This window comes from Flavobacterium sp. LHD-80, assembly GCF_030929605.1.
Taxonomy (GTDB): domain Bacteria; phylum Bacteroidota; class Bacteroidia; order Flavobacteriales; family Flavobacteriaceae; genus Flavobacterium.
In genome coordinates this window covers 156,452-174,429 of the sequence record NZ_JAVFVS010000002.1, presented here as the reverse complement: position 1 = coordinate 174,429, position 17,978 = coordinate 156,452, and the positions used below count along the sequence as shown (strand labels likewise).

12 protein-coding genes are annotated in these 17,978 nt (G+C 34.7%); 10 read left to right on the top strand and 2 right to left on the bottom strand.

Features of this window, described 5'->3' with window-relative positions; translation table 11 throughout:
- Positions 1-14 precede the first annotated feature (14 nt).
- Positions 15-3,023, bottom strand: a complete 3,009-nt coding sequence (locus tag RB619_RS03720) for a TonB-dependent receptor (protein WP_308094356.1) — start codon at positions 3,021-3,023, stop codon at positions 15-17.
- 390 nt (positions 3,024-3,413) lie between these two features.
- On the opposite strand from RB619_RS03720, the gene RB619_RS03715 reads away from it, so the two are divergent.
- From RB619_RS03715 to RB619_RS03705, 3 genes are all read left to right on the top strand, one after another.
- Positions 3,414-7,343, top strand: coding sequence for a two-component regulator propeller domain-containing protein (locus RB619_RS03715; RefSeq protein ID WP_308094353.1), 3,930 nt, complete (start codon positions 3,414-3,416; stop codon positions 7,341-7,343).
- 191 nt (positions 7,344-7,534) lie between these two features.
- Complete coding sequence (locus tag RB619_RS03710) at positions 7,535-8,455, top strand: bifunctional helix-turn-helix transcriptional regulator/GNAT family N-acetyltransferase (RefSeq protein ID WP_308094350.1); 921 nt, start codon at positions 7,535-7,537, stop codon at positions 8,453-8,455.
- 288 nt (positions 8,456-8,743) lie between these two features.
- Positions 8,744-10,024 carry an acetyl-CoA C-acetyltransferase gene (locus tag RB619_RS03705; RefSeq protein ID WP_308094717.1) on the top strand — a complete coding sequence of 427 codons (1,281 nt, stop codon included), beginning with the start codon at positions 8,744-8,746 and terminating at the stop codon, positions 10,022-10,024.
- A 103-nt stretch (positions 10,025-10,127) separates the two neighbouring features.
- Here RB619_RS03705 and RB619_RS03700 read toward each other — a convergent pair whose 3' ends face one another.
- Complete coding sequence (locus RB619_RS03700; protein ID WP_308094347.1) at positions 10,128-10,739, bottom strand: NAD(P)H-dependent oxidoreductase; 612 nt, start codon at positions 10,737-10,739, stop codon at positions 10,128-10,130.
- Positions 10,740-10,849: 110 nt separating this feature from the next.
- Between RB619_RS03700 and RB619_RS03695 the strand changes: the two genes are divergently transcribed.
- The 7 genes from RB619_RS03695 (at position 10,850) to RB619_RS03665 (ending at position 17,963) form a co-directional block, all read left to right on the top strand.
- Positions 10,850-11,221, top strand: a complete 372-nt coding sequence (locus RB619_RS03695; protein WP_308094344.1) for a helix-turn-helix domain-containing protein — start codon at positions 10,850-10,852, stop codon at positions 11,219-11,221.
- 256 nt (positions 11,222-11,477) lie between these two features.
- Positions 11,478-13,385: a fumarate reductase/succinate dehydrogenase flavoprotein subunit gene (locus RB619_RS03690; RefSeq protein ID WP_308094342.1), complete on the top strand. Its 1,908-nt coding sequence runs from the start codon at positions 11,478-11,480 to the stop codon at positions 13,383-13,385.
- A gap of 97 nt (positions 13,386-13,482) precedes the next feature.
- Positions 13,483-14,229, top strand: coding sequence for a succinate dehydrogenase/fumarate reductase iron-sulfur subunit (locus RB619_RS03685; protein ID WP_308094339.1), 747 nt, complete (start codon positions 13,483-13,485; stop codon positions 14,227-14,229).
- A gap of 106 nt (positions 14,230-14,335) precedes the next feature.
- On the top strand, positions 14,336-15,799 hold the full coding sequence (locus RB619_RS03680) for a sulfatase (RefSeq protein ID WP_308094337.1): 1,464 nt from the start codon (positions 14,336-14,338) through the stop codon (positions 15,797-15,799).
- A gap of 311 nt (positions 15,800-16,110) precedes the next feature.
- Positions 16,111-16,545, top strand: a complete 435-nt coding sequence (locus RB619_RS03675; RefSeq protein WP_133524220.1) for a DUF1810 domain-containing protein — start codon at positions 16,111-16,113, stop codon at positions 16,543-16,545.
- 129 nt (positions 16,546-16,674) lie between these two features.
- Positions 16,675-17,025 carry a hypothetical protein gene (locus RB619_RS03670; RefSeq protein WP_308094332.1) on the top strand — a complete coding sequence of 117 codons (351 nt, stop codon included), beginning with the start codon at positions 16,675-16,677 and terminating at the stop codon, positions 17,023-17,025.
- Positions 17,026-17,267: 242 nt separating this feature from the next.
- A complete protein-coding gene (locus tag RB619_RS03665) occupies positions 17,268-17,963 on the top strand; it encodes an ATP-binding cassette domain-containing protein (protein WP_308094329.1) in 696 nt (231 codons plus the stop codon).
- Positions 17,964-17,978: the final 15 nt, after the last annotated feature.

Genomic DNA, 17,978 nt, shown 5'->3' with positions numbered 1-17,978 from the left:
CTATTTTTTTAAAATTAAAAGCTAAACTCTACACCAAAAGAATATGTCTTAAGATTTGGGAAAGCACCGTTGTCAACACCTCTTTCAAAAATATTACCGTTTGTAAACTCAGGATCCAATCCTTTGTATTTTGTAATAGTGATAATGTTTTGTGCCGAAATCGTTAATCTTGCTCTTGTAATACCAGAGTTTTTCAAAACAGTGCTTGGCAAATTATAGCCAAATCCAATATATTTCAATCTGATGAAATCACCACTTTCTAAGAAACGGTCACTGTCACCACGCGAGTTTAAAGTTGAACCTTTTGTAATTCTAGGAAAATCAGTGTTTGGGTTTTCTGGTGTCCAAGGCTGAATTCCTTTTCGGTAGTTACTATTGTCATCAAAACGATCTACAACACTTCTAAATCCGTCATAAACAGTTGCTCCGTGTGAAGCAATCCAGTTCATAGAAAAATCAAAACCTTTGTAATCGGCTCCTGCATTGAATCCCATTTCAAATTCTGGCCAAGGGCTTCCAACAACAGCTTTGTCTTCATTCGTAATTTGTCCGTCTCCGTTATTATCTTTAAAACGAATATCTCCAGGAACTGCGCCAGGCATAATTACTTTTCCGTCTGCCGTTTTGTAGTTATTAATTTCGTCTTGATTTTGGAACAAACCGTCTGTTTCTAAAACATACCACATTCCTACTGGCATTCCTGCTCTTGTAACTGTATTTCCAGAAAAGTTTTCGTTTTGTCCGTTACCCAATGAAACCAGTTTGTTATTTACTTTCGTGAAATTCACCGAAGCATTAAACGAGAATTCATTGATTTTTTTACTGTAAGCCAATTCTAATTCAAAACCTTTATTTTCAACAGTTGCAGCGTTAGAAATTGGGTTTCCTCCATCATTTCCTGTTGTCAATAAAATTGGGAACCCGAATAATACATCCTCTGTGCGAGCAATAAAATAATCGGCTGTAAGACGCAAATCATTATTTAAAACGCCAAGATCTAAACCAAAGTTCGTTTGTTTTAATTTTTCCCAACGCAATTCTGAGTTTGACAATTTTACTTGCGTTGCAGATGGATATAATTTTTGTTCGTTACCCATTACAATCTGTCCAAAATTGTTTACGAAGCTTTTGTATTCGTAATTTCCAATATTTCCAGAACCTAATTCTCCGTAACTTGCTCTTACTTTTAAATCTTTAATAAATTCTGATTTAAAGAAAGACTCGTTGCTTACTCTCCATCCTGCTGAAAGTGAAGGGAAATTACCCCATTTGTTTGCATCGCTGAATTTTGAAGATCCGTCGCGTCTTAAAACCGCATTGAATAAATAACGATTGTCATAATTGTATTCTAATCTTCCTAAATAAGAAGCCAAAGCCGCTTCATTAATGAAACCACCAACAACTGGCGAATCTCCTTGATTAAGAACTTCATAATATTGACCTGTTCCAGAATTCATTGGAAGATTTCTCTTTGTTCCATAAATTTGGTTGTAGTTGTCTTTTTGGTACGTCTGTCCTACTAAAAATGTAATATCATGTTTGCCGAATGCTTTTTTGAAAGTCAATGTATTTTCAAACAGCAACGTTTCTGATCTTCCTTTGTTTTGATCGGTATACGATTGATCAATTGGCTGATTTAAAGACCAGTTTCCAACTTTTCTCATGAATTTATAAGAGTCGAAACTAGTTTCATATCCAAAATTGAAACGGTATTTCAACCAAGGAGCAAATTTTAATTCAGACCAAATATTTCCTCTAATTCTGAAATTCTCATTCATCGTATTTGCAAAATCAGCTATCGCTAAAGGGTTTGTTCCAAAAGTATCTGCAACACCTTGTTTTCCGTAGCCGTAACCACCTGGATTTGCAGGATCATACAAAGGAATTGTAGGCGTCATTCTGTACACATCAATAATTGGGTTTCCAGACATTTCATCTGTTTTTGAATTACTGATCGCTAAGTTTTCTCCGATGCTGAAAATTCCTTTTGTTCCGCTTGAATTGACACGGAATGAGATTCTGTCGAAATCAGTTCCAACTACAGTTCCTTCGTTTCCAAAATAATTTCCAGACATAAAGAATGTTGAATTTTCATTTCCTCCAGAAAAACTTGCATTATAATCCTGCATCATTCCCGTTTTGAAAACAGCATCCTGCCAGTCTGTATCTACAGCCATGTTTAGATTTTGTCTTGTAAATCCAGCATTATCATACGCCATGTTATTGTATTTTGCAAACTCTTCAGTTCCCATTAAATCATAACGTGGCATAACTTGGAAACTCGTTTTTGCAGAAACTTCGACTTGAAGTGGTCCTTTTTTTCCTTTTTTAGTAGTAATAATGATTACACCATTTGCCGCTCTTGAGCCGTAGATTGCCGCCGCCGATGCATCTTTTAAAACCTGAATGCTTTCAATATCATTTGGATTAAAATCTCTATTTGCAGATGTTACTAAACCGTCGATAACATAAAGCGGATTTGTATTTTGAAGATTCTTCAAACCACGAATCTCAACACTAGCTTCTTGCCCAGGACGACCGCCACCGCGAACTTTTACTCCGGTAACTAAACCTTGAAGTCCGTCTGCAACTGTTGTAATTTGTCTTTTCTGAATTTCGTCTGGCTTTACTAAAGAAACTGCTCCCGTAAGATCTTTTTTCTGTTGTGAGCCATAACCCACAACAACTATCTCATCGAGTTTCATGGCATCTTCTTCCAGCTTTACATCGATAGAAGTTCTATTGTTGATCGCTACTTCTGTCGTTTTATAACCTTGGGAACTAAAAATTAATGTCTGATTGCCGCTTGCACTAATTTTATATGTTCCGTCAAAATCGGTAACAGCTCCATTTGCTGTGCCTTTAATTAAAACGTTTGCAAACGGGACTGGTTCTCCCGTAGCAGCCAAAACTTTACCACTAATAGTGATTTGCTGCTGCGCATACGTTTGCTGTAATAATAAACTAAAGAAAAACAAGAGGTAATATCTCTGCTTTAAAATTTGAGTGAACTTTGTTTTCATTGATTTTTCATTTTAGATAGTTTTCATTTCTTGGTTGGTTTTACAATAAATAAGTTAATTTTCTAATCATCTCTGATTCGAGCAAAACAGCTTTTGTCTTTACTCATTGATAATAATGTGTTCATTTGGTTTCAAAATTGAATATGATATTTTTTTTCAAATAAAATTTTACTGATACTATATTTTTTCAGCCTAAAAATTATCAATAACGTTTATTTGAAAATTCAAAGTAGATGATTTTAATTCAAAATAAAATGCTTCATTTGTGTCAATATCTCTCTCAAATGATTCAAATTGTATAAAAATGATCATTAAAACATAGGCTTGCAACATTTGGTAGAATATTGAGACGATTTGAAGAAATTTATTTTTTTATAAAAAAACACAGCAATGCGTAAATTCTTTCTTTTTACATTTTTATTTCTTTTTTCTATAAATTTTATTCACGCTCAGGAATATTATTTTAAACATTTTCAGGTTGAAGAAGGACTTTCTAACAACACGGTTATCACTTCAACTCAAGATGAAGATGGTTTTATGTGGTTTGGAACAAAAGATGGTTTAAATAGATTTGACGGTTATCGTTTTAAAACTTACAGAAGCCAATCTGATCCAATCAACAGCCTTGGAAGCAACTATATACAGTCGATTCATGCTTTCAATGGAATTATTTGGGTAGGAACTGATAAAGGTTTGTATCAATACAATAAAAAAACAGATAAGTTTACGGTTTTGAATGAAGCAATAAACGACAGAATCAACGACATTAATCATGATAAAAGAGGTAATATTTGGTTTGTTTCTGGAAATATCCTCTATAAATATTCGCCGAGCAAAAAAGAAACTAAAACTTTTAATCCGAACAAATATTTTATTACAACTTCAATTTCGCGTGATGAAAACGGCGAAATCTGGGCATCTTCTCTAAATAAATTATATCATTATTCTGAAGAAAGCCTTTCGTTTGAAAGCATGAATCTAAATCCGCCGGCAAATAAAGCCAATTTTAGAATTACAGTTGTTTACGCTTTAAATAAAAACAACATCTTGATTGGCACGCAGGATCATGGCGTTTTGGTTTATAATATTAAAGACAAAACGACATCGGTTTTGCAATTTTCAGGAAAAGAACCTGTTTTTGTACGTCAATTTAGAAAACGTGGAAATAACGAAATCTGGATTGCCAGTGAATCTGGCGTTTATGTTTACAATCTGAAAACAAAAACAAGCATCAATCTAAAGAAGAATTATAACGATCCGTATGCGATTTCAGACAATGCCGCCTACTCTATTTCTATTGATAAGGAAAACGGAGTTTGGATTGGAACTTATTTTGGAGGAATTAATTACCATCAAAAACAATACACGCAGTTTAAAAAGTATTTCCCTCAGAAAAACCAAAATTCTATTAGCGGAAGCGCCGTAAGAGAAATTCACAAAGATGATTATGGCGATTTGTGGATTGGAACTGAAGATGCTGGAGTAAATCGTTTTAATCCTAAAACGCAGCAATTTACTTCTTATCCCGTTTCCTACTATAATATTCACGCTTTAATGCCTAGAAAAGATAAAATTTGGGTAGGAACTTTTGAGCATGGCTTGGATGTTTTAGATCGAAATTCGGGCACTGTTATAAAACATTACAGCGCCAATAATCCCGCTTCTGGATTGCACAGTAATTTTATTTTTTCTTTTTATGAAACCAAAAAGAATGAACTGATTGTGATTACCACAATGGGATTGTACCGTTATGACGAGGAAAATGACAGTTTTGATATTTTGAAAACATTTCCCGAAACCACACATTATACCACTTATAAAGAAGATCGAGATGGAAATTGCTGGGCAGGAAGTTATCGAGACGGTTTGTTTTATTACAATCCGAAAACTCGAAAAAAGGAGGTTTTCACTTATGATTATAAAAATCCAAACGGAATCAGTAATAATTCTATCAACTATATTTTTGAAGACAGTTCAAAAAATCTATGGTTTGCAACTGAAAATGGACTGAATTTATTTGATAAAAAAAGCAGAACTTTCGAGAAATTCAGCACAAAAGATGGCCTTCCAAGCAATGTTGTATATTCGATTTTAGAAGATAAAAACAAAAATCTATGGCTTACGACGTCAAAAGGTTTGGTGAAATTTAGTCCTGATCATAAAAGCATTAAAATTTACACCACAGCAAACGGATTATTGAGCGATCAGTTTAATTATGCGTCGGCTTTTATGGATACAAATGGCGATATGTATTTTGGAAATTTAAACGGAATGATCAGCTTCAATCCGAAAAATTTTACCAAAAACAAATACACGCCTTCTACTTTTATAACCAATCTGCAAATCAATAATAAAGATATTGATGCCAATGAAAATGATTCGCCTATAAAACAATCAATTTCGCATTTGGATGAATTGGAATTAAACAACGATCAATCGTCATTTAATTTGGAATTTGCTTCTTTAAATTACACAGCTCCAGAACTTACCGAATATTGGTATAAACTGGAAAATGTCAATAATGACTGGGTTTATTTGGAACGAAACAACAAAGTTTTCTTTACAGAACTGGCGCCTGGCGATTATGTTTTTAAAGTTAAGTCGCTGAATAGTTTTGGTGTTTGGAGCAAAGAAGTAGAACTAAAAATCAGGATTTTGCCTCCGTTTTGGGCAAGTTCTTATGCGTATTTTTTCTATTTTCTTTTGATTTGCGGTTCGTTTTACTACATCATTCGTTATTCGCAAAATCTTACGCAGATTAAGAATAACCGCAAAATAAAACATCTGAACGACGAAAAAGAAAAAGAAATCTATCAGGCTAAAATTGATTTTTTCACCAATGTTGCACACGAAATCAGAACGCCTTTAACGCTTATTAAAGGGCCTTTGGAAAAATTGCTGATCATGGAATACCAATCGCCGGAAGTTCCTCAGAATCTTTCTATAATGAAGAAAAATACGTCGCGTTTATTAAAATTGGTAAACGAATTGCTCGATTTTAGAAAATCTGAAATTGGCGGATTGAAACTCACTTTCGTAGAAGCCAATATTTCGTCTATAATTAGAAATCTGCATTTACGATTTACGCCATTAATTGAAGAACAGGGAATTGATTTTGATTTGGAATTAGGCGAAAAAGACATTTTTGCATTTGTTGACAAAGAAGCTTTCAAGAAAATATTAAGCAACTTAATCAGTAATGCGATCAAATATTCAAAAGACAAGGTTTCGATTACACTTTTTAGAGATGACAAAAAGTTGACGTTAATTGTCAAAAATGATGGGAATTTGATTCCGTTTCAGCTGAAAGACAAGATTTTTGAGCCGTTTTTTAGAGTTGATAATATGGATACTACTTCGGGAACTGGAATTGGACTTTCGTTGGCGCATTCGCTTGCACAGCTTCATAACGGAAACCTGCAATTGATTGCTGATCCTAAATTAAACATTTTCGAACTTGTTGTGCCATTGCATCAAGAAGAAGAATTTATGCTTTATACCGATACTGAAAAAGAAACGAATGAAACTGAATTCGAGAAAACAGAACTGGAAACAAAACTAGAAAAACCTCAAATTTTAATTGTTGAAGATAATCTGGATCTTTTAAATTTCATCACTTCAGAATTGGCTTCGACTTATACCGTTTTAAAAGCAGAAGATGGAGAAAAAGCATTAAAAATAATTCATAATCAAAACATTCAGCTTGTAATAAGCGACGTTTCGATGCCAATTATGGACGGAATTACGATGTGTAAAGAGATTAAAACAAATCTTGAAACGAGTCATATTCCGGTCATTTTATTGACAGCCAAAAATTCGTTGAAATCACAAATCGACGGTCTGGAAGTTGGTGCAGATGCTTATGTGGCAAAACCTTTTTCGATGGATTATTTGAAAGTTCAAGCCAATAATTTAATCGAAAATAGAAAGCAGATTATGAATTATTATGCGAGTTCTCCGCTTTCACATATCAAGAGCATTGCACACAACAAAACAGACGAAAAATTTCTTAAAAAACTGGATGATGAAATCCTAAAAAACATCACAGATCCCGATTTAAGTGTAGAATCTTTGGCCGAAATCATGAACATGAGCCGTTCGACTTTGTACCGAAAAATCAAAGACTTATCGAATTTGAGTCCGAATGAGTTGATTAATATTGTTCGCTTAAAACGTGCTGCAGAGTTGCTTTTAAATGAGAATTACAAAATGTATGAAATCGCCGAAATGGTAGGTTATAAATCACAGACAAGTTTTGGAAGAAATTTTCAGAAACATTTTTCAATGTCGCCTTCGGATTATATTGCGATGAATAAGTAGAATTAGATAATTTGGCAATTTGATAATTATTTTTGTCTGTTTTAATATTTTTTTGGAATGACTTTATAGAAATTCGTTCGTGATATTCTTTGCGTAGACGCACTGATATCAATTTATTTTAAAACAAAATAATAGTTGACAAAAGCAACTAATTTTGTATATTTGCATTATTCAATGCAATATTTAAAATTATGAATACTACAACTTCAAAAATTAGAAGTTTTAATCGCTTTTACACAGCACATTTAGACATACTAAGCCAACATTATCTTGATAGTGATTACTCGCTGACCGAAGTCCGAATTCTTTATGAAATAAGTGAAAGCAAAACCATTACAGCACAAAAAATCACTGAAATTCTGAATTTGGATAAAGGATATGTAAGCCGAATTATAAAACGCTTTTTAAAAGAAAACATCATTTTAAAAGTTGCTTCATTAGAAGATAAACGCGCTTTTAATATTGAACTCAGTAATTCGGGAAGGGAATTGCTTCAATCTTTAAATAAAAAAGTAGAACAACAGATTGAACATAAAATAGAAAATCTGAATTTCTTTGAAAAAGAGAATTTGCTCAATTCAATGCATACAATAAAAAATCTTTTATCTGAAAATAAACCAGTTCGAAGTGATATCACCTATCGTCACGAAATTAATCCGGGCGATATTGGTTATATTATCTACCTGCATGGATTTATTTACGGCAACGAATCTAATTTTTCGAACGAATTTGAAAAATACGTTATAAAGACTTTTTACCATTTTCTAGAAAATTATTCTCCTGAATATGATCGCATTTGGATGGCTGAATACAACAATAAAATTGTAGGCTGTATTGCGATTCAGCATCAAACAAAAGAAGAAGCACAATTAAGATGGTTTTTATTGGATCCAACTTTTAGAGGATTGGGAATCGGAAAAAGACTTTTAACCGATGCTGTAGATTTTTGCAGAGAGAAGAAATTTAAAAATGTTTTTCTGCTTACTACAAGCATGCAAGATACGGCACTGGAAATGTATAAAAAAGCGGGATTTACACTAACAGAATCTGTAGAAGTCAAACAATGGGGAAAAACTTTTAGAGATGAACGTTATGATCTTAAAATATTATAACATTAGAAAAGCTCCGTTCGTGCTCTACTTTGCGTAGACGCACTGCAGTGCGCCTCTACGATATACTATGTGTTGATTTTTGTTTTATTTAACTCCAACTTTCGTTAAATACAAATAATCAAAATACAATTATCCTCATTTTATACCGTAGAGACGCACTGCTGTGCGCCTACGCAACGAATATCTTTTTATATATAAAATATTTCTATAGGCTTAAAAAATCATTTTAATCTGTGTAATCTGTGGCAATAAAAAAACTTCTTATCTTTAATGAAACAAAATCCAGATATGAACAATACCACAACGATTAGAAAAGTTGCCATTGTTGGCTATAACCGAATTCCGTTTGCGCGAGCAAATACCGCATATTCAAATGTTGGAAATCAAGAAATGATGACCGCAACCTTAAACGGACTTATAGACAAATACAATTTAAAAGGAAAATTGCTTGGCGAAGTTGCTGGTGGCGCAGTAATTAAACATTCTTATGACATGAATTTGATCAGAGAATGTGTTATGAAAACGTCTTTAGATCCCGCAACTCCTGCCTGTGATTTGCAACAAGCTTGCGACACCGGAATTGAAAGTGCCGTTTATATCGCTAATAAAATTGCTTTAGGCCAAATAGAATCAGGAATTGCTGGCGGTGTCGATTCTATAAGCGATATGCCAATTGCAGTAAGCGAAAAACTCCGAAAAATATTGCTTGAAGCACGACAACAAAAATCATTGGGTGGAAAAATCAATACTTTTTTAAAACTTCGACCGTCAGATTTAACGCCTTTAGTTCCTCGAAATGAAGAATCACAAACCGGACTTTCGATGGGCGGACATACCGAAATTACTGCAAAATATTATAAAATACCAAGAGAAGATCAAGATCAATTAGCGCTTAAAAGTCATTTGAATATGGCAAAAGCGTATGATGAAGGCTTTTTTGACGATATGATTACGCCCTTTAACGGACTTGAAAAAGACAATAATTTAAGAAAAGACAGTTCGATTGAAAAACTGAGAAGCCTGAAACCCGCATTCGACAAAGCAAACGGAACATTGACAGCAGGAAACTCGACACCGCTTACTGATGGCGCTTCCTGTATTCTTTTAGCCAGTGAAGAATGGGCAAAAGAACAAGGTTTACCAATTTTAGCTTATATCACTTTTGCAGAAATTGCAGCAATTGAATATGTCAAAAATCAGCAGAATCTTTTGCTGGCTCCTTTATTTGCGGCATCTAGAATGTTAGAAAAAGCTGGATTAAATCTTCAAGATTTCGATTATTATGAAATACATGAAGCTTTTGCCGCACAAGTTTTGGCTACTTTAAAAATTTGGGAAAGCCCAGAACTGAGCGCCGAAATAGGATTGAAAAAACCGCTTGGCGCAATTGACAGAGAAAAACTAAATGTAAAAGGAAGCAGTTTAGCTGCAGCGCATCCTTTTGCTGCAACTGGTGGCCGAATCATTGGCGTTATGGCGAAACTTTTAAATGAAAAAGGTTCAGGAAGAGGTTTTGTTTCAATTTGTGCCGCAGGCGGACAAGGTGTAACTATGATTATTGAGAAATAATATTTTAAAACATCCTTGAGTTTCATTATAAAAATCTGCAAATCTGCTAAATCTGCGGGAGTAATTTTTTTCACGCAGTTTTAGCAGATTTTTTTTGATTTTCTTAAAAAGCAAATTCTTCAACAGAAGACAAAGCTTTTGGCAATGCATTTGCAGCAAAATCAGGGATTGCTGTTCCTTCAACGCGGAAAGTTGTAACATCTGTCATCCCTAAAAAACCAAATACGGTGCGCAAATACGATTCTGAGAAATCATAACTTTTATATGGTCCTTCAGAAAATATGGCTCCAGAAGCAATCGATAAATATACTTTTTTATCTGTAACCAATCCTTTTGGACCTTCGGCACTATAACTAAAAGTTTTTCCTGCTCTGGCAATTTGGTCAATCCATCCTTTTAAAACTGCTGGAATTCCAAAATTGTACAAAGGCACTCCAATTACAATAACATCTGATTCTAATAACGTTTTTATCGCCTCATCAGAATATTTCAATGCCTCAGTTTGTTCTACCGAATGCGCATCTTCAGGTGTATAAACGGCATTAATATGCGAACCCGTCAAATAAGGCAAAGGTGTTTTAGTAAGATCCAATGTCTGTACTTCAGTTTCAGGATTTGATGCAGTTAATTTTTCAATAACGGCATTCGATAATTGATTACTAAACGAAGTATCTCCGTTGGTACTAGTAATTATGCGTAGAATTTTTTGGCTCATAATTTTTCAGTATTATTTGTTTACAATGCAAACTTATTTACATTTGCTATACATTTTATAGTACTATCCTCGAGGATAGCGCTATCATTGAGGATAGTAAAGCGATTAGCATGAAAACAAAAAGCGAAATAACGAAAGAAATGGGCTGTGAACCAGAAGGTTGTCTGGCGGCACTATTACCAGTACGAGATGCATTAGAAGTTTTAAGCGGCAGATGGAAATTACCTATTTTGATTGCATTGTCAAACCGACCAAAACGATTTAAAGAGATTTCTAAAGATATAAACGGCATTACAGATAAAATGCTTTCGAAAGAGCTTAAAGACCTAGAAATGAATAAACTGGTCACCAGAACGGTTTATGATACTTTTCCGCCAACTGTTGAATATGCACGAACAGAACACAGTCATACTTTGTATAATGTCATTGGGGCTCTAAATGAATGGGGAACTTTACATCGAAAAGAAATTATTGGGAAGTAAAACCCAAACTTTTTTATCTCACGCAGATTTTGCAGATCATGCCGATTTTTTAATCAACACTAAAAATTAAATCTGCAAAATCTGCGTGAAACATTTTTTTACCCTTCATCCTGATAGCCATCATTATAATTAAATTCACAAAGCAAAAATCTTCATTTATTAACATGTAAATTAATAATTTATAGTAAATTAGAGTGCCCTTACAATTTCGATTTTTTAAAATTTTGTCTCAATTCATTTTAAACCGTTGAAAAGAATGGAATCAAAAATACCCGAAGGACCTCTTGCCGAAAAATGGAATACTTATAAAGCCAAAGCCAAACTGGTAAATCCGGCGAACCGAAAAAAACTTACCGTTATTGTTGTTGGAACTGGACTTGCAGGTGCTTCGTGCGCTGCTTCTCTAGCTGAACAAGGTTACAACATCAAATCATTTTGTTTTCAGGATTCAGCCCGAAGAGCGCATTCTGTTGCTGCACAAGGCGGTGTTAATGCTGCCAAAAACTATAAAAATGACGGTGACAGCACTTTCAGAATGTTTTATGACACCATCAAAGGGGGAGATTTTAGATCTCGAGAAGCCAATGTTTATCGTTTAGCCGAATGTTCAGCTGCTTTAATCGATCACGCGGTTGCTCAAGGCGTGCCCTTTGCAAGAGAATATGCGGGATATTTAAACAACAGATCTTTTGGTGGCGTTCAGGTTTCCAGAACTTTTTACGCTCGCGGACAAACGGGACAACAGCTTTTACTTGGTGCTTATCAAGGTTTGTTGCGACAAGTTTCTTTAGGAAAAGTAGATTTGCACACGCGTCATGAAATGCTTGAATTAGTAGTTATTGATGGAAAAGCAAAAGGAATTATTGCCCGAAATCTTGAAACCGGAGCCTTAGAACGCCACAATGCAGATGCCGTTGTTTTAGCTTCTGGAGGCTACGGAAAAGTATATTATCTCTCCACACTTGCAATGGGCTGTAACAGTTCAGCGATTTGGAGAGCACATAAAAAAGGCGCTTATATGGCCGGAGTCAGCTGGATTCAGTTTCACCCTACTTCTTTACCACAACATGGTGAAAATCAATCAAAACTAACGCTAATGTCGGAATCTTTGCGAAATGATGGCCGGATCTGGGTTCCTAAAACCGCAAACGACGATCGAGTTGCCAATAAAATTCCAGAAAACGAACGCGATTATTATTTGGAACGTAAATATCCTTCTTTCGGAAATCTTGCTCCAAGAGATATTTCGTCGCGCGCTGCCAAAGAAAGAATCGATGCCGGACATGGTGTTGGCCCAATGAAAAATGCCATTTATTTGGATTTCTCCGATGCTATAAAAGCACAAGGAAAAGATAAAATTGAAGCCAAATACAGCAATCTTTTTGCGATGTATGAGAAAATTACAGGAATCAACGCTTATAAAGAACCCATGTTGATTTCACCATCAGCACATTTTACTATGGGCGGACTTTGGGTTGATTATGAATTAATGACTACAATTCCAGGTTTATTTGCCTTGGGAGAAGCTAATTTCTCTGATCATGGTGCAAACCGTCTTGGCGCTAATTCATTGCTTCAGGCCTGTGTCGATGGTTATTTTATTGCGCCATATACGATTCCGAATTATTTGTCGGGCGAATTAAATGCTCCTAAAATTGATATCAATCATCCTGCTTTTGAAGAAGCTGAAAATGCTGTTCGAGCGCAATTAGATACGTTTTTAAATAATAAAGGAACTTTAAGTGCCGATTATTTTCATAAAACAATTGGCCGACTTCTTTATGAAAAATGCGGACTTTCGAGAAGCAAAAAAAGTCTCGAAGAAGCAATTAAAGGAATTCATGAATTAAAAAAATCTTTTGAAAACGATCTTTTAATTACAGGAGATGATACATTAAACAGCGAATTAGAAAAAGCGGGACGAATTGCTGATTATCTAGAATTAGCCGAATTAATGTGCCACGATGCCTTGCAAAGAGAAGAATCCTGCGGTGCTCATTTTAGAGAAGAATACCAAACTGCTGATGGCGAAGCCGTTCGAAATGATGCCGATTTCTGTTACGTATCTGCTTGGGAATGGCAAGGAAAAGAAAAGCCTCAAAAACTACATAAAGAACCGCTTGTTTTTGAAGCCGTCGAACTTACTGTTAGAAGCTATAAATAAATGGTGAATTATGAATTGTTAATTGTTAATTAACAACTCACTCATTTTCACGACTTATAAGAAATCATAATTAACAATTTATAATTAATAATTAACTATGAAATTATTTCTAAAAATATGGCGCCAATTTGATTCTTCATCTAAAGGAGAAATTAAAGATTATGAAATAGATGGCGTTTCTAAACATATGTCATTTCTTGAAATGCTCGATCTTTTAAACGAATCTTTGATTCAGAAAAAAGAGCGCGTAATTGAGTTTGATCACGACTGCCGAGAAGGAATCTGCGGGCAATGTGGTGTTATGATAAACGGAAGAGCGCACGGACCTTTAAAAAATACTACAACTTGCCAGCTTCATATGCGAAGCTTTAAAGATGGCGAAACCATTTATATTGAACCTTTTAGGGCGAAAGCGTTTCCGGTTCTGAGAGATTTAAAAATTGACCGATCTGCTTTTGATTCGATTATTGAATCTGGTGGTTTTATTGGCGCAGCAACAGGTCAAGCGCCAGAAGCCAATAGTATTCCGATTTCCTACGAAACTGCCGAAGCCTCTTTTGATGCTGCCGCTTGCATTGGATGCGGTGCCTGCGTCGCAACTTGCAAAAATGCCAGTGCTGCTTTGTTTGTTGGGGCCAAAATAACGCATTTAGCTTTGCTTCCGCAAGGAAAAATAGAAGCTTCAAAAAGAGTTTTAACAATGGTACAGCAAATGGATGCAGAAGGTTTTGGAAACTGTTCGGATACAAGAGCTTGTGAAGTCGAATGTCCTCAAAGCATTTCAGTGCTTTCTATTGCCAAAATGAATTATGAATATACGAAGGCTTTGCTTTTAAAGAAATAACAATTTTCTGTTTATTTGCCAAAAAAGAGTTTTGTGAAGCAGAATACTTTTCGGTTTTGCGAATTATATTTGTATACCACTATCCAAAATAATTACCACGCAAATCATGAGAAAAAGTCTAACCTTGCTTTTATTATTCGTATCCTTTTTTAATTGCAAAATAACCGCTCAAAATAAAAAACAAGATTCAAAACCCAATATTGTAATCATCAATATGGATGATATGGGATATGGAGATACCGAACCTTATGGAATGACCGGAATTCCGACGCCGCATTTTAATCAGATTGCTCAGGAAGGAACACGATTTACGAATTTTAATGCCGGTCAAGCGATTTGTACCGCATCGAGAGCGGCTTTATTGACAGGTTGTTATCCTAATCGAATTGGAATGTCTGGCGTTTTGCTTCCCGGAATGAAACACGCTCTTAATCCAAAAGAAGAAACGATTGCTTCTATGCTTAAAAAAGTCGGCTATAAAACGGCTAATTACGGAAAATGGCATTTAGGAAATGAAATGCCATATTGGCCAACAAATTATGGTTTTGACGAGTTTTATGGAATTCCATATTCACATGATGTCTGGCCAATTGATTATGACGGCTTTACATTGGTTACAGATTCAAAAGATATGCGTTCAAGCTTTCCTCCTCTTCCATTGATCAGCAATACTACCGTAATTGATACTATAAAAAACATCAAAGAAGCTTCAAAATTAACGACTCTTTTTACTGAAAAAGCGGTTGGGTTTATCAAAAAGAATAAAAAAAATCCGTTCTTTTTATACCTCACGCATCCTTTGCCACACGCGCCTTTAGCTGTTTCAGATAAGTTTAAAGGAAAAAGCGATTTAGGTCTTTTTGGCGATGTTATTATGGAAATCGATTGGTCGATAGGAGAAATTTTAAAAACTTTAGAAAATGAAGGACTTTCAAAAAACACGGTTCTTATTGTAACTAGTGATAACGGTCCTTGGCTTGTTTTTGGAGACAATGCCGGTTCTTCAGGAGGTTTTAGAGAAGGTAAATCAACTACTTGGGAAGGCGGTACGAGAGTTCCGTTTTTGATTCGTTGGCCCGGAAAAATTGAAGCCGGAATGGTCAACAGTTCACTTTTTACTAATATGGATCTTTTGCCAACCATTGCTTCTATCACTGGAGCTTCATTGCCAGAAAACAAAATTGACGGCCTAAATTTTCTTCCATTATTGACCGGAAAAACCGATAAAGGTCCGAGAGATACTTTTTATTATTATTTTGGAGTGGGAAGCAATAATCTGGAAGCTATTCGCTATAAACATTGGAAACTTATTTTTCCGCATAAAGGAACTACTTACAATAAAAATTTACCTGGAAAAGACGGTTTAAGAGGCAAAGGAGCCACACAAGATGTTCCAATGGCGCTTTACGATTTAGCACATGATCCCGGGGAAGTGCGTGATGTACAAGAATTATACCCAGAAATTGTACAGCAAATTCAAAAAATAGCTGAGACAGCACGAGAAGATCTTGGCGATGATTTGACTAATAAAGTTGGAAAGAATGTTAGGAAACCGGCTGTTGTGAATTGAGATTTATTTGGAAAGGAACGATTACATCCAGTTTGTCATCTCGACTGAAAGAAGAAATCATACTAGTATTTTCGTAACGATGATCGCCAATCTTTGTAGACTCTCTTGTGTGATTTCTTCTTTCAGTCGAAATGACAAAAAATGAGTTCCACTTTCTCTTTTTGAAGCTAAATTTTTACAGTTCCCAAACAAACATTTTAATTTGCAAAAAAACTAACAAAATAGCTGTAAAAAAACAACTTCCGCGTGTACAACTAAACATATTTTGAGTAGTTTTATGACCTGATTCCCCAAATCAAAATCAGTAAATAATGGCCTACAATAACAATGAATTAATGCGTTTTTTAGACGCACAAAATAAATTATACCTGTCAGCGCTGGCTGAAATTAAAAAAGGTAAAAAAGAATCTCCATGGATGTGGTTTGTTTTTCCGCAGATAAAAGGATCGGGATCTTGCGATACTTCAAAATTCTATGAAATTAAGAATGCCGATGAAGCAATTGCGTTTTTAGAGCATCCAATTCTTGGAAAACATCTTATTGAAATTACTTCAGAATTGATCAAAAACGAAGAAAAAACGGCAGAAGAAATTTTTGGAAATCCAGATGATGAAAAACTGCAATCCTGCCTGACATTGTTTGCGAGTATTCAAAACAGTGAGCCAGTATTTCAGGAAGCGCTTCATAAATATTTTGACGGATCATCTGATTTTCATACACTGCAATTATTGTATAGCAATCTTTAATTTTCTGATTTTTCAATAAAAAAAGTCCGCTTTTCGGGCATTTTAAAATAAGATAAGTATATTTGCAACACTGTTGCATTTATTTATTTCATTTTGAGTGATTTAAGAATTGCACTGAAATACCACTGAATGAAAAAGAAAATTATAGTTTTAAATTTCTTGATGTCTTTTGCAGTATTGTTCGCAATGCTGTTCCAGACCGTTCACTCGTATGAACACGTTGTTAAGCAATTTTCTGAAAAACACTGTGTTCATAAACACAAATCTGGAGAAAAGCAAATAACGCACAGTCACTCTGTTGAGAACACCTGTCATGTGTGCCATTTTGCTTTCAGCACTTTTATCCCGAATTCTTTTCAGACAATTTCGTTTCATAAAATCAGTGTTCAAACTTCTTATTATTTCTTTTATTCAAAGACAGTTTCGACATTTTTCAAAGGAAGTCTTTTTGCCCTTCGTGCACCTCCAGCACTTCTGTAATTTACTACATTTAATTTTTTTCAAACTAAATACTGCATTTATCTTTTTCATTGAAATAGATAAAAGCAATGCTGTTTTATGTTTTGTCTGATTTGTTTTCGAGAACAAATCAAATCCTATTTTCTATTATTTGCAGTAAATCTTCTTGTTTCATATTAAAAATCAATCTTTTACACATACGTAAAGGCCTGATTTTGATATTTCTATTTTTTAAAATCAAATCTTTCAAAATAAATAACACTATGCTTACAGCAAAAAATCTGACTAAAAAGTACGGAGACTATACTGCTTTAAATGCCTTGAACTTGACGATAAAACAAGGCGAAATTTTTGCTCTTTTAGGTCAAAATGGCGCCGGAAAAACTACTACAATCAATTTATTTCTTGGCTTTATTGAACCCACATCCGGAGAATTAGAAATCAATAATATATCTGTAATTGAAAATACGCAGGAAACCAAAAAACATGTCGCTTATATTCCAGAAACCGTCATGTTATATCCCAATTTAACTGGATTAGAGAACCTTAAGTTTTTCTCTTCATTAGCTGGTTTCAAATATTCAAAAGGCGAATTAACCTATTTTTTAAACAAAGCCGGATTACAGGCTAATGCCCATGATAAAAATTTAGGAGGTTATTCTAAAGGAATGAGGCAAAAAGTGGGAATTGCGATTGCAATAGCAAAACAAGCCAAAGTCCTTTTACTAGATGAGCCTACAAGTGGTTTGGATCCAAAAGCTTCCAATGAATTTTCGCAGATTTTAAAAGAGCTTTCAGCTGATGGAACCGCAATTTTAATGGCCACACATGATATTTTTAGAGCCCGTGAAGTAGCTTCCCGAATCGGAATTATGAAACAAGGAAATCTTGTTACCGTAATCGAAGCATCTAAAATTTCGGCTGATGAACTTGAAAATTTGTATTTACAAACGGTTTAAAAGGAAATAGCATTT